This is a genomic window from Micromonospora sp. BQ11, from assembly GCF_052068135.1.
GTDB lineage: Bacteria > Actinomycetota > Actinomycetes > Mycobacteriales > Micromonosporaceae > Micromonospora.
Map to the genome: position 1 here is coordinate 65121 of NZ_JBQHDB010000008.1, position 12819 is coordinate 77939.

At 75.1% G+C, this 12819-nt stretch carries 11 protein-coding genes; 4 read left to right on the top strand and 7 right to left on the bottom strand.

Translation table 11 applies throughout. The annotated features are described in order from the left end of the window. The first annotated feature begins 116 nt into the window (after window positions 1-116). The gene (locus tag ACTMSW_RS18405; protein WP_441181848.1) at window positions 117-1151 is read left to right on the top strand and encodes a glycosyltransferase family 2 protein; all 1035 of its coding nucleotides are present in this window, start codon (window positions 117-119) and stop codon (window positions 1149-1151) included. Beyond that, window positions 1148-2272, top strand: coding sequence for a glycosyltransferase (locus tag ACTMSW_RS18410; RefSeq protein WP_441181849.1), 1125 nt, complete (start codon window positions 1148-1150; stop codon window positions 2270-2272). Before ACTMSW_RS18405 ends, ACTMSW_RS18410 begins: the two co-directional genes overlap by 4 nt. A gap of 118 nt (window positions 2273-2390) precedes the next feature. On the opposite strand, the gene ACTMSW_RS18415 is transcribed toward ACTMSW_RS18410, so the two are convergent. Together ACTMSW_RS18415 and ACTMSW_RS18420 are read right to left on the bottom strand one after the other, a co-directional pair. Further along, on the bottom strand, window positions 2391-3533 hold the full coding sequence (locus ACTMSW_RS18415) for a fatty acid desaturase family protein (RefSeq protein ID WP_441181850.1): 1143 nt from the start codon (window positions 3531-3533) through the stop codon (window positions 2391-2393). Window positions 3534-3547: 14 nt separating this feature from the next. After that, a complete protein-coding gene (locus ACTMSW_RS18420) occupies window positions 3548-4639 on the bottom strand; it encodes a ferredoxin reductase (RefSeq protein ID WP_441181851.1) in 1092 nt (363 codons plus the stop codon). 84 nt (window positions 4640-4723) lie between these two features. Between ACTMSW_RS18420 and ACTMSW_RS18425 the strand changes: the two genes are divergently transcribed. Further along, window positions 4724-5962: a PucR family transcriptional regulator gene (locus tag ACTMSW_RS18425; RefSeq protein WP_441181852.1), complete on the top strand. Its 1239-nt coding sequence runs from the start codon at window positions 4724-4726 to the stop codon at window positions 5960-5962. 57 nt (window positions 5963-6019) lie between these two features. Here ACTMSW_RS18425 and ACTMSW_RS18430 read toward each other — a convergent pair whose 3' ends face one another. The 4 genes from ACTMSW_RS18430 to ACTMSW_RS18445 are packed head-to-tail and all read right to left on the bottom strand — an operon-like array spanning window position 6020 to window position 10172. Next, window positions 6020-8068 carry a heavy metal translocating P-type ATPase gene (locus tag ACTMSW_RS18430; protein WP_441181853.1) on the bottom strand — a complete coding sequence of 683 codons (2049 nt, stop codon included), beginning with the start codon at window positions 8066-8068 and terminating at the stop codon, window positions 6020-6022. Window positions 8069-8098: 30 nt separating this feature from the next. Beyond that, window positions 8099-8827 carry a class I SAM-dependent methyltransferase gene (locus ACTMSW_RS18435; RefSeq protein WP_441181854.1) on the bottom strand — a complete coding sequence of 243 codons (729 nt, stop codon included), beginning with the start codon at window positions 8825-8827 and terminating at the stop codon, window positions 8099-8101. Beyond that, a complete protein-coding gene (locus ACTMSW_RS18440) occupies window positions 8824-9501 on the bottom strand; it encodes a TIGR04282 family arsenosugar biosynthesis glycosyltransferase (RefSeq protein WP_441181855.1) in 678 nt (225 codons plus the stop codon). Before ACTMSW_RS18440 ends, ACTMSW_RS18435 begins: the two co-directional genes overlap by 4 nt. Next, window positions 9498-10172, bottom strand: a complete 675-nt coding sequence (locus tag ACTMSW_RS18445) for a glycosyltransferase family 2 protein (RefSeq protein ID WP_441181856.1) — start codon at window positions 10170-10172, stop codon at window positions 9498-9500. The genes ACTMSW_RS18440 and ACTMSW_RS18445 overlap by 4 nt, the downstream gene beginning before the upstream one ends. 146 nt (window positions 10173-10318) lie before the next feature. On the opposite strand from ACTMSW_RS18445, the gene ACTMSW_RS18450 reads away from it, so the two are divergent. Beyond that, a complete protein-coding gene (locus ACTMSW_RS18450) occupies window positions 10319-11710 on the top strand; it encodes a hypothetical protein (RefSeq protein WP_441181857.1) in 1392 nt (463 codons plus the stop codon). A gap of 42 nt (window positions 11711-11752) precedes the next feature. On the opposite strand, the gene ACTMSW_RS18455 is transcribed toward ACTMSW_RS18450, so the two are convergent. Then, window positions 11753-12814, bottom strand: coding sequence for an NAD-dependent epimerase/dehydratase family protein (locus ACTMSW_RS18455; protein WP_441181858.1), 1062 nt, complete (start codon window positions 12812-12814; stop codon window positions 11753-11755). Window positions 12815-12819 lie beyond the last annotated feature (5 nt).

Below are 12819 nucleotides of genomic sequence, written 5' to 3' on the forward strand. Positions count from 1 at the left end.
TTCCCTGGTGCCGGTTAGGTCGTGCATACCGCGCCGCCCCGTTTCTCCGCACCGTCCATTCCGGTCGGCCACGGGAATTCGGAACGTGGCCGCCATCAATGAGTAGGCGGAAATTCATGTCGCGTACACCTGAGGTCAGCGTCGTCATCCCCACCTGTGACCGGCCGGACCTCGTCACCCGGGCCGTGCGCAGCGCGCTGGCCCAGTCGGTGCCGGAGATCGAGGTGCTCGTCGTCGTCGACGGCGCGGACGCCGACACGCAGACGGCCCTCGCCGCGGTCGGGGATCCCCGCCTGCGGGTCCTGCCGCTGCCGCAGCGCGGCGGCGCGCCGAACGCCCGCAACGTCGGCGTCCGGGCCGCCCGGGGCCGCTGGACGGCGCTGCTGGACGACGACGACGAGTGGCTGCCCCGGAAGCTGGAGACGCAGCTGGCGCTGGCCGCGACCGCGTCGGTGCCACTGCCGATCGTCGCCAGCCGCCTGGTCAACCGCACCCCGCGCGCCGAGTTCGTGCTGCCCCGGCGGCTGCCCGAGGCGGGCGAGCCGATCTGCGAGTACCTCACCGTCCGGCGGGGGCTCTTCCACGGTGACGGCTTCATCCAGACGTCCACCATCATGGCGCCCACCGAGTTGCTGCGGCGCGTCCCGTTCACCGTCGGCCTGCGCCGCCAGCAGGAGCTGGACTGGACGCTGCGCGCCCTGGCCCACGACGACGTCGCGCTGCTGATGGCGCCCGAGCCGCTGGTGCTCTGGCACCAGGACGAGGACCGTCCCCGGATCAGCCTCTCCTCACCGTGGGAGGCGCAGTGGGAGTGGCTGCGTGCGAGCCGGCCGTTGCTCACCCCGAAGGCGTACGCGGCCATCGCGATGAGCATCGTCGCGTCGATGGCGGCGACGACGCGCAGCCTGCGGGTGTTCCGGATGCTGCTGGCCGACGCCCGCCGCAACGGACGTCCGGGCGCGCTCGACTACCTGACGTACCTCCAGATCTGGCTGATCACGCCGCAGGTGCGCCACGCCCTGCGCGACCGGATCCTCGGCCGCCGCCGTCGTCCGGTCGCGCCGGCGCGGCCGGCGGAGGTCGTCGACCGCACCCTCACCGCGCAGATCCCGTCGATGGGCGCGCCGCCGGCGTGGGACCGTCGACCGTGACCTTCTCCGCGACCGCTCCCCGCGTCGTCGTCTGGCGCAGCCACCTGCTCCCCGGGTCCGAGACGTTCGTGCGTAACCAGGCCGACGCGCTGACCACCTGGCGGCCGACCTACCTCGGCGCCGTCCGGGTGGCCTCGCCGCTGTCCCGGGACACCGACGTCCTCGCCTTCGGCGACACCGCCCGGGACCGTCGCGACCTGCTCGCGCTCAAGGTGACCGGTCGCTCGGGCCGTCTCACCCGGACGCTGGCCGCGCTGCGGCCGGCGGTGGTGCACGCCCACTTCGGCGGCGACGGGTGGCTGGTCAGCCGCGCCGCCGACACCCTCGGTGTGCCGCTGGTGGTGACCCTGCACGGGCAGGACGTCACCCGCCAGCCGGCGCTGCCCGGTGTGCGCGGCGCCCGCCAGCGCCGCAACCTGGGCGAGGCCTTCGAACGGGCCGCGCTGGTCATCGCGGTCAGCGGCTTCATCCGGGACCGCGCCGTCGCCCTCGGCGCGGACCCGGCGAAGGTCCGGGTGCACCACATCGGCGTACCGGTGCCGGCCGCGCCCGCCACCGGTCCGAAGCGCTGGGACGTCGCCTTCGTCGGCCGGTTCGTCGCGAAGAAGGGCATCGACGACCTGATCGAGGCGGTCGGCCTGCTGGCACCCGAGCGGCCCCGCGTGGTGTTCATCGGCAGCGGGCCGCTGGAGGAGCCGCTCCGGGCACGCGCCGCGCAGCTGGGCCTGGACGCCACGTTCCTGGGTGCGCAACCGCCCGCCGAGGTGGCCCGCCATGTGGCCGCGTCGAAGCTGCTGGCTGCACCCTCGAGGACGGCGCCGGACGGCGACACCGAGGGGCTGCCGACCACCGTCCTGGAGGCGGCGAGCCTCGGGCTGCCGGTGGTGTCGACGTACCACAGCGGTATCCCAGAGGCCGTGGTGCACGGCGAGACCGGCCTGCTCGGGCCCGAGGGCGACCGGGACGCCCTCGCCGCGAACCTCCGGCGGCTGCTCGGCGACGAGACGCTGCGCGACCGGCTGGGCCGGGAGGCCCGCCGGCACGTCGAGGAGCGCTTCGACCTGCACGCGCAGACCCGTCGCCTGGAGCGGATCTACGACGACGCCGTCGCCACCCGCTGAGCGGACCGTTCCCCGGGCAGGATCGCGCTCGATCCTGGATGTGGTGGCATCACCGGACCTTCGAGGCCACCACATCCAGGATGGATGCTGCGCTGTCCGGACGGCCGCGCGGGTGTCGTCAGGCGCTCGCGGAGGCCAGCGCCGGGGCGCGGCGGTCGTCGGCGGGGCTCGCCGTACGCCGGTTGGGCAGCGAGAGCCGGATGACCTTGTGCCACGCGGAGAAGACCTGCCGGGGCAGCGACCCGGTGACGTACTTCAGGCCGTACCGGTCGAACAGCGCCCGCACCTCGGGGGCGATCTCCTGGTAGCGGTTGCTCGGCAGGTCCGGGAAGAGGTGGTGCTCGATCTGGAACGACAGGTTGCCGGTCATGATGTGCATCAGCCGGCTGCCGCTGATGTTGGCCGAGCCGAGCATCTGCCGGACGTACCACTCGCCGCGCGTCTCCCCCTCGATGGACGTCCTGGAGAAGGTCTCCACGCCCTCCGGGAAGTGCCCACACATGATCACCGAGTGGCTCCACAGGTTGCGGAGCAGGTTGGCGGTGAAGGTCGCGGCGAGCGTGCTGAGGAAGGACGGGCCGGACAGCAGCGGGTGGATCACGTAGTCCTTGAGGACCTGGCGACGGATCTTGCGGCCGACCGCCCGGGCCCGGGCCCGGAACTCCGGGGCCTTGTGCCGGCCCTTGCGCAGGTTACGGCCCAGCTCCAGGTCGTACGCGGCGATGCCGTACTCGAAGAAGCAGGCGTTGATGAAGTTCCACAGCGGCTGGCCGAGGTAGATCGGGTGCCACCTCTGGTCCTCGTCGACGCGCATGATGCCGTACCCGAGGTCGTTGTCCTTGCCGAGCACGTTCGTGTACGTGTGGTGCAGCTGGTTGTGCGAGTGCTTCCACTGGTCGGCGGGCGACACGTGGTCCCACTCCCAGGTGGTCGAGTGGATCTTCGGGTCCCGCATCCAGTCCCACTGGCCGTGCAGGACGTTGTGCCCGACCTCCATGTTCTCCAGGATCTTGGCGACCGTCAGCCCCGCGGTCCCCACCACCCAGGCCGGTGGGAAGAGCGAGAAGAGCAGCACCGCCCGACTGCCCAGCTCCAGGCTCCGCTGGGTCTTGATGACCTTGCGGATGTAGCGCGCGTCCCGCTCGCCCCGGTCGGCGACCACGCGGTCGCGGATCGCGTCGAGTTCCTTGCCGAGGCTCTCGATGTCCTCGGCGGTGAGGTGGGCGATCGGGTTGACGGGCTTCTTCTGGATCACGGTCACGTCGGTGTCTCCGATCAGTGGTCGATGTCGCAGGCGCCGGCCGCGGCCGACACACAGGTCTGGATGAGGACGCCGTCCCCCGGAACGGCCGTGGTCAGGGCACCGTTGCGCAGGTCGCGGACGGCGCCCTCGCGCAGCGGCAGCACGCAGCCGTAGCAGATGCCCATCCGGCAGCCGGACGGCATGAGCACGCCCGCGGCCTCGCCGGCGTCGAGCAGCGGGGTGGCGCCGTCGGCCACGACGGTGGCGCCGGAGCGGCCGAAGGTGACCGTGCCGCCCTCACCGGCGGTGACCACGGTCGGCCGGAACCGTTCGGTGTGCAGCCGGTCGGCCCGTCCGGCGGCCTCCCAGTGCGCCTCCAGGGCGTCGAGCAGACCGACCGGCCCACAGGCCCAGGTCTCCCGGTCGAGGAGGTCCGGCACGAGGGCGTCGAGGTCGCCGACGGAGAGCAGCCCGGCGGTGTCGGTGTGCCGCTCGACCAGCCGGAGTGCCCCGGCGTCGGCGAGGGCGCGCAGCTCCGCGCCGAAGATCACGTCCGCCGGGGTGGGCGCGGAGTGCACGACGACCACGTCGGCGCCGGCGAGGGCACCGGATCGGAGGATGCCCATGACCGGCGTGACGCCGCTGCCGGCGGTCACGAACAGCACCCGCTCCGGCCGCGTCGCGGGCAGCACGAAGTCGCCCCGCGCCTGGTCGAGGTGGACGACCGTGCCCGGGCGCACCCGGCGGACCAGGTGGTTGCTGACCACCCCGTCGGGGATGGCCTTCACGGTGACCGCGATCGGCCCGGTACGCGCGCCCGGCGAGGACGTGACCGAGTAGGCCCGCCACTGCCGGACACCGTCGACGTCGACGCCGAGCCGCACGTACTGCCCGGGGGTGTGGCCCCGCCAGTCGCGGCCGGGACGGATCACCAGGGTCGCCGCGTCGGCGGTCTCCGGCCGGACGTCCAGGATCCGGCCGCGCAGGTCCGCGCCGGCACGCAGGGGCGCGACCAGGTCGAGGTAGTCGTCGGGCAGCAGCGGGGTGGTGACCGCCGCGGCGAGCCGCAGGATCCTGCCGCGCAGGGTTGGTGCGGCGTCAGACCGGGGGACGGTGGTGGTCATATCCCGATCGTCGCGGCAGAATGGCATAAAAGCTTCACCTCCGAAGGTGAACCGGGCCGACTCTTTTGTTCGGAGGTGACAAAGATGCCGGAAAGCTTCGAGGCAACGCGGCGCGCTGCCCACCTCGAACTGGACGAGCGGGTAGCCGGCGCCTTGCGGGACCGACTGCCGGTGCTCGCCGAGCGGACCATCACCGCCATCACCGCTGAGGTACCCAGCTACTCGGGCGCCCTAACCGGGCAGATGCGCGAGAAGATCGAGGCCGCCGTGCAGCTCGCCCTCGGCACGTTCCTTCAGCTCATCGAGCGCCCGCGGGGCGGCGACCCGAGTACGCCGCTGGTGTCGGCCCTGGAGGCCGCCTACGCCCTGGGCAGCGGGGAGGCACGCTCCGGCCGGAGCATGGACGCGCTGCTCGCCGCGTACCGGGTCGGCGCCCGGGTGTCCTGGCGGGGGATGGCCACCACCACGGTGCGGGAGGGCCTCACCGCCGCGACCGTGGCCGAGTTCGCCGAGCTGATGTTCGCCTACATCGACGAGCTCTCCGCGGCCAGCGTCGCCGGCCACTCCGACGAGCTGGCCAGCTCCGGCCGAGCCCAGCGCCGCAACCTGGAACGCCTGGCCGGGCAGTTGCTCACCGGTGAGCCGGAGGAGGCGCTGCTGCGCAGCGTCGACCGGGCGGACTGGCCGCCGCCGCAGACGCTCACCGTCGTCCTGCTGCCCCGGGCGAACCTGCGGGCGGCGCTCGCGCTGCTGCCCGAGCACACGCTGGAGGGCCCCGACGACCTGCCGGTGTCCGGGCCGGGCGAGGATCTGGCGGTGCTGCTGGTGCCGGACGCGCACGGCGACCGACGGCAGCTCGCCCGGGTGCTGCATGGACGCCGGGCGGTGGTCGGGCCGGCCCGGCCGTGGACCCGGGCGGTGTCGTCCTACGAGCGGGTCACCCGGGCGCTCGCCCTCGGCCGGCGGCCGCCCGCCGAGGGGCCGCCCCTGGACACCGAGGAGCACCTCGCCGAGCTGGTGCTCGGCGCGGACCCGGAGGGCCTCGCCGACCTGCGCGCCCGGGCCCTGGCGCCCCTGGCCGCGCTGCCGGCGGCCACCGCCGACCGGCTCACCGAGACGCTGCGGTCCTGGCTGCTGCACCACGGCCGGCGGGACGACGTCGCCGCTGACCTCTTCGTGCACCCGCAGACGGTCCGCTACCGGATGGGCAAGCTGCGCGAGCTGTACGGCGACCGCCTGCACGATCCCGCCACGGTCCTGGACCTCACCGTCGCCCTGGCCTTCCCACCCGAGGACCGCGGCGACCCGCCACCGGCGCCCTGACCTCGGCGCGGGCGCCGGGCCCGGTCGGCCGCGTCCCGACCGGGCCCGGCGCCGGTGTCAGCTCTCGTCGGGAGTCAGGCGGACCCGGCGCAGCAGTTGGGCGTTGACGGCCACCACGATCGTCGAGGCGGACATCAGCACCGCCCCGACCGCCGGGCTGAGGGTGAACCCCGCCCAGGCGAGGACACCCGCGGCGAGCGGGATCGCCACCACGTTGTAGCCGGCGGCCCAGGCCAGGTTCTGCACCATCTTCCGGTACGCCGCCCGGGACAGCCGGATGACGCCGGTGACGCCGCGCGGGTCCGACGACGCGAGGATCACCCCGGCGGACTCGATCGCCACGTCGGTGCCGGCGCCGATGGCCAGGCCGACGTCGGCGCGGGCCAGGGCCGGTGCGTCGTTGACCCCGTCGCCGACCATCGCCACGGTCAGGCCCTGACGCTGCAACTCCGCGACCGCCCGGTCCTTGTCAGCCGGCAGGACCTCGGCGAAGACCTCGTCGACGCCCGGCCGGAAGCCGAGATCGGCGGCGACGGCCTCGGCGACCGCCCGGGCGTCACCGGTGATCATGGCGATCTTCCGGACGCCCTGCTCCCGCAGTTCGGCGATGGCCGCGCGGGCCTCCGGCCGGACCTCGTCCTCGAGGGCGAACGCGCCGACCGCGACCGGTCGGTCGTCGTTCTCCGGGAGGCGGACCAGGTGCAGCACCGCGGCACCTCGCTCGGACCAGCTCCCGGCGGCGGTGGTCAGCTCGTCCGGCACGGTCACGGCCCGCTCCCGCAGCAGGGCCGGGCCACCGACGGCCCAGGTCGCGTCGTCGACGACGGCCTGCACGCCCCGGCCGGTCAGTGACCGGAAGTCGCGGGCGGTGGCCCGCAGGCCGCGCTCGGACGCCACCGCGACGATCGCCTTGGCCAGGGGGTGTTCGCTGTCCGCCTCGACGGCGGCGGCGACCCGCAGCACCTCGTCCTCGGTCGTGCCACCCGCGGCGGCGATGCCGGTGACCGTGTGCTGTCCCTTGGTGAGCGTGCCGGTCTTGTCGAACAGCACCGCGTCGACGGTACGCATCCGCTCCAGCGCCAGCCGGTCCTTCACCAGGACGCCCGCCTTCGCGGAGAGCGCGGTGGACAGGGCGATCACCAGGGGGATGGCCAGCCCGAGGGCGTGCGGGCAGGCGATCACCAGCACCGTCACGGTGCGGACCACGGACTGGTCGGAGTCGCCGACGGCCCACCAGGCGACGAAGGTGACCACCGCGGCGGCGGTGGCGACGTAGAACAGCATGGCCGCGAAGCGGTCGGCGAGCACCTGGGCCCGCCCGCCGCTGGCCTGCGCCTGGGCCACGAGCCGGCCGATCCCGGCCAGCGCGGTGTCCTCGCCGACGGCGTCGACGCGAACCCGCAGCGCCGAGTCGGTGGCGACCGTGCCGGCCACCACGCGGTCACCGACGCCACGCGGCACCGGCCGCGACTCCCCGGTGATCATCGACTCGTCCAGCTCGGCGCCACCGTCGACGATCCGCCCGTCGGCCGGCACCCGTCCGCCGGAGCGGACCAGCACCACGTCGCCCACGCGCAGGTCGGCCACCGGGGCCCGGGTCACCGTGCCGTCGTCGGCGATCCGCTCGGCGTCGTCGGGCAGCAGCGCGGCGAGGGCGGCCAGGGCACCCTGCGCCTGGCCGATCGCCTTCATCTCCTGCCAGTGGCCCAGCAGCATGATCGTCACCAGGGCGGCCAGCTCCCACCAGAAGTCCAGGTCGAAGGCGCCGAGGCTGGTGAGCAGCGAGGCCGCGTACGCGACCGTGATCGCCATCGAGATCAGCAGCATCATGCCCGGCGCGCGGTCCCGGACCTCGCGGACGCCGCCGACCAGGAACGGCCAGCCCCCGTAGAAGAAGACGATCGACCCGAGGACCGGACCCACCAGCTCGATGCCGGGGAAGTCCAGGGTGTAGCCGAACCAGTCCATCACCATGTGACTGGTGACCACGATCGGCACGGTGAGGGCGAGGCTCAGCCAGAACGTGCGCCGGAACTGCTCCGGGTCGTGCCCGGCGTGCTTGTCGTGCCCGCCTCCGTGGCCGGTGTGCGCGTGTTTGTCTCTCATCCCGTCCACCTCCACCCGCACGTTATACCCCTAGGGGGTATGCCGCAAGTACCCCCCGGGGGTAGAGGTGCCCGGGACGACGAGTTCCCCGAACCAACGCCGACCCACGCCGAAGACCGTCCGGACGGTCAGGCCCGCCGCGACGGCCACGGCGTGCACCGCCCGCGTGTCCAGCCGCGCCCACCGGAACGCCGCACCCCGGCACAGCTCGCCGTCGGCACGGCGGGACACCAGGCGGGCCTGCCCGCACCACAGGCCCGGCCCGGGTGGTTCGAGTTCCACCAGGACGCTCCCGTCGTACCGGATCAGCTCCCGGCACCGCGCGAGCAGCGCCGCCGGATCACCGCCGATGCCGATGTTGCCGTCCATCAGCAGCACGTGCGCCCACCGCCCCTCGGCGGGCAGGGACGCGAAGATGTCCCGCCGGAGGGCGACCACCCCGCGGGACCGGGTCAGGTTCACCGCGTACGGCGAGACGTCGACACCGACCGCCGCGTGCCCGGCGCGGGCCAGCGCCAGGGTGAGCCGGCCCGGCCCGCAGCCGACGTCCAGGGTGGGGCCGGCGCAGCGGGCGACCACCGCCCGGGTCGCCGGCTCCGGCGGCCCGTGCCAGCGGTGCACGGGCAGCGCGCTGCGCCGGCCGTCGCTGTGCAGCAGCCAGTGTGCGGCGGGCAGCCCGCCCAGCGCGGCGGCGAACACGTCGCCGGACGGCTCCCGGGAGACGGTCCCGACCGGGGCCGGCAGCACGTCGGAGGTCACCGGACGGCACCGACGACGGTACGGCGCAGCGCCGTGACCCGGCCGGCGAACCGACTCGCCGGCACCTCCCGCGCGACCGCCAGGGCGTCGGCCCACTCGTCGACGTCGCGGAGCACCGCCAGGGGCGCCACCCGCAGTCCCCGTCCGACCAGGGCCGTCCAGGTGTGCCGACCGGTCTGCGGCGTGGACATCGGAACGTGCCGGAGGGCGTCCGCGTGCCGGGGATCGCGCAGCCCCACCAGCCACCACCCCCCGTCGACGGCACGACCCAGCGTCGCCTCGGCCACGCCGAGACGCCGCACCGCCGCGCGCAGCCGCACCGGGTCCACCTGCGGGGTGTCCATGCCGATCTGCACGACCGGACGGTCTCCGAAGGCCGCCGCGACGTCGGCGTGGGCGTTGGCCAGCCGGTCACCGAACCCGTCGCCGCGCTGCGGGAGCACGGTCCAGCCCCGCACCGCGTCGGTCAGCGCGGCACCGTCCTCCGCGTCGGCGAGCTGTCCGTGCAGCGCCAGCACGGGAGTCACCCCGGGGGTCGCGCGGACCGCGTCCAGGGTGTCCAGCAGGGCGGCGGCGGCGATCCGGGCCGCCTGCGCCGGCGTAGCCGGTGGACAGAGCCGCGTCTTGACCGCGCCGGGAACCGGTGCCTTCGCCATGACCAGCAGGACGGTCACCGGGCACCGCCGACGGTACGCAGAACACCGGCGAAGTCGCGGGTGGCCCGCCACGTCCCCCGTACCGATCCGGACACCTTGGACCGGGTGCCGGCGGCGCGCGGGGCGTAGGTGACGTCCCGCTCGTGGATCCGCCACCCGGCCGCCGCCGCGCGGATCAGCAGCTCCAGCGGGTAGCCGAAGGCGCGGTCGGTGACGCCCAGGGCGAGCAGCGCGTCGCGGCGGGCCACCCGGACCGGGCTGAGGTCGTGCAGGGGCACGCCCCGGTGCCGCAGCAGCGCCGCGACCAGCGCCGTGCCGGCCCGCGCGTGCCAGGGCCACGCCGCGGCGGACACCGGTCGGCGGCGTCCCACACTCAGGTCGGCCGCGCCCGCCGCGACCGGAGCCACCAGGGCGGGCAGCTCGGCGGGGTCGAAGGAGCCGTCCGCGTCGAGCACGCAGACCAGGTCCGCCTCGGCGGCCTCGATGCCGGTGTGCACGGCCGCGCCGTAGCCGCGCCGGGGCTCACGCACCACCCGGGCGCCGTACGCGGCGGCCACCTCCGGCGACCCGTCCCGGGACCCGTTGTCCACCACGATCGCCCGGTAACCGGGCGGCAGCGCGGAGAGCACGCCGGGCAGGGCGGCGCCCTCGTCGAGGCAGGGCAGCACCACGTCGATCGGTGTCGGCATACCGCCGACGCTAGGACGGCGTACCGGGGCCCGTGGCCGAATCCGGTCTTACGGATCTCTTACCACCTGATCGGTTCTTACCGGACGGTGACGTTCCCGCCGTTCCGCTGTCGCGGGGCCGTTCCGGGCCGTACCGTCCGGTCGACATGCAAGCCACCACCACCCGGCCCGAGGTCCCGGCGAGCACGCCGGAGCGCCGTTCGCGCGCCGACCTCACCGTGCTCGGCGTCGAGGTCTGCCTGGTCGGTGCCGCCGTGGCCGTCGGCGCGGTCCTCAACGCGCGCGGCGTGCGTCTGCACGCCGACGCGGCTCCGCTCTTCGCCACCTGGGGGCCCCACGTCGGCGGGGGTACGCCGGCGGCGCTGCTGGTCGCGCTCGCGGTGCTCGGTCCCGGGCTCGCCTGGGCGCGTACCGCCGGCTGGGTCCCGTTGCTCGGGGCGGCCTGGGTGACCTCGGTCGCCTGGACGCTGGCCCTGGCCCTGGTCGACGGCGCGTCCACCGGTCTCACCGAGCGGCTCACCCCGCAGGCGGAGTACCTGCACGAGGTCCCCCGCGTCACCGACGTCGCCGCCATGGTGGCCGGGTTCAGCGGCCGGATCCTGGACTTCCAGCCGGACTCCTGGTCCACGCACACCGCCGGGCACCCGCCGGGCGCGCTGCTGGTCTTCGTGTGGCTGGACCGGATCGGGCTGGGTGGGGGAACCGCAGCCGCGCTGGCCTGCGTCCTGGTCGGGGCGACGGTCACCGTGTCGGTGCCGGTGGGGCTGCGGGCCCTCGGCGCGGTCGACGCCGCCCGTGCCGTCGTGCCGTTCCTGGTCCTGCTGCCCGGTGCGGTCTGGGTGGGCGCGTCGGCCGACGGGCTCTTCGCCGGGGTGGTCGCCGCCGGTCTGGCCCTGCTCGCGGTACGCGGACGGGCCGCACCGGCCGCCGGTGGGCTGCTGCTGGGCTTCGCGCTGCACCTGTCGTACGGCTTCGTGCTGGTCGGTCTGCTGGCCCTCGCCGTCCTGGCGCTGCGACCGTCGGGGCGGCTGTCCGCCCTCACGGCCGGCGCGGTCGGGGTCGGTGCGGTGGTGCTCGCCTTCGAGGTGGCCGGCTTCCGCTGGTGGGACGGGTACCGGCTGGTCGTGGAGCGCTACTACCAGGGCTGGGCGGCCGACCGCCCGTACGCCTACTGGGTGTGGGCGAACCTGGCGGCGCTGCTGCTCTGTGCCGGTCCGGTGCTGGGGCCGGCGCTGCGGCGGGCCGTCCACACGGGCGTCGGGGCGCTCCGGGGCGGGTTCCGGCGGGCGGGCGGGACACGGGCGCTGCCGACGGTGGTCGGGCCGACCGTGCTGCTGCCGGTGACTGCGGCGGTGGTGGTCCTCGCCGCCGACCTGTCCGGGCTGAGCAAGGCGGAGGTGGAGCGGATCTGGCTGCCGTTCGCGGTGTGGCTGCTGGTGGCGACCGTCCACCTGCCGCCGGGGGCGCGCCGCTGGTGGCTCGCCGGCCAGGCCGCGACGGCGCTGGCCGTCAACCACCTGGTGTGGACGGTGTCCTGAACGGCCCCGACACGCGACAACGCCGCCGGCGCGGGGGTGGTGTCAGGCCGCGACGGCCGCCGGTTCGCGCAGCGGGTCGGTGGCGAACGCGGCCACCCCCTCGGCGAAGCCGACCCGGGCGGTGTAGCCGAGCAGGTCGGCCGCGCGTCGCGGGTCGGCGACGACGTGCCGGACGTCGGCGGAGCGGGCACCCCCGACGACCATCGGCGCCGGCCCGCCCATCGCGGCGGCCAGGGTGGCCGCGAGGTCGCCGACCGTCCGTGGCTCGCCCGAGCAGACGTTGACCGGCACCAGATCCGCCGGTGGCGGTGTGCGCAGGGCGCGCAGGTTGGCCCGCGCCACGTCGGTGACGTGGACGAAGTCGCGGCGCTGCCGGCCGTCCTCCAGCACCCGGGGCGGCCGGCCGTCCGCCAGCGCCGACCGGAAGATCGAGGCGACCCCGGCGTACGGGGTGTCCCGGGGCATCCGGGGACCGTAGACGTTGTGGTAGCGCAGCGCCCACACCCCACCCCCGGTCTGCCGGGCCCACGCGCCGGCCAGGTGCTCCTGGGCGAGCTTCGTGGCGGCGTACGTGCTGCGGGGCTCCAGCGGGGCGTCCTCCGGCACGAGTTCGGGGACGAGGGGCTCGCCGCAGCGGGGACAGGTGGGGTCGTAGCGGCCGGCGGTGAGGTCGTCCGGGCGGCGCGGGGCGGGGCGGACCACGCCGTGCGCCGCGCAGGAGTAGCGCCCCTCGCCGTAGACCACCATGGAGCTGGCCAGCACCAGTCGCGACACCCCGGCGGAGTGCATGGCGGCCAGCAGCACCGCCGTACCGAGGTCGTTGTGGCTCGCGTACGCCGGGGCGTCGGACGGGTCCAGGCCGTGGCCGACCATCGCCGCCTGGTGACAGACCGCGTCGACCCCGCGCAGCAGCCGGCCGAGCAGGTCCGCATCCCGCACGTCACCGACCACCGGGGCGTGCCGCCGGGACCATTCCGGCAGCTCCCCGCCGTGCGCCTCGGGCAGCAGCGCGTCCAGCGCCACCACCTCGTGCCCCCCGGCGGCGAGCAGGTCGGCGACGTGCGACCCGACGAAACCGGCCGCGCCGGTGAGCAGTACGCGCATGCCGG

Coding starts and splice junctions, on each gene's coding strand:
- ACTMSW_RS18405 (WP_441181848.1), top strand. CDS start 117: ATGTCGCGTACACCTGAGGTCAGCGTCGTCATCCCCACCTGTGACCGG.
- ACTMSW_RS18420 (WP_441181851.1), bottom strand. CDS start 4,639: ATGACCACCACCGTCCCCCGGTCTGACGCCGCACCAACCCTGCGCGGC.
- ACTMSW_RS18425 (WP_441181852.1), top strand. CDS start 4,724: ATGCCGGAAAGCTTCGAGGCAACGCGGCGCGCTGCCCACCTCGAACTG.
- ACTMSW_RS18430 (WP_441181853.1), bottom strand. CDS start 8,068: ATGAGAGACAAACACGCGCACACCGGCCACGGAGGCGGGCACGACAAG.
- ACTMSW_RS18445 (WP_441181856.1), bottom strand. CDS start 10,172: ATGCCGACACCGATCGACGTGGTGCTGCCCTGCCTCGACGAGGGCGCC.
- ACTMSW_RS18450 (WP_441181857.1), top strand. CDS start 10,319: ATGCAAGCCACCACCACCCGGCCCGAGGTCCCGGCGAGCACGCCGGAG.
- ACTMSW_RS18455 (WP_441181858.1), bottom strand. CDS start 12,814: ATGCGCGTACTGCTCACCGGCGCGGCCGGTTTCGTCGGGTCGCACGTC.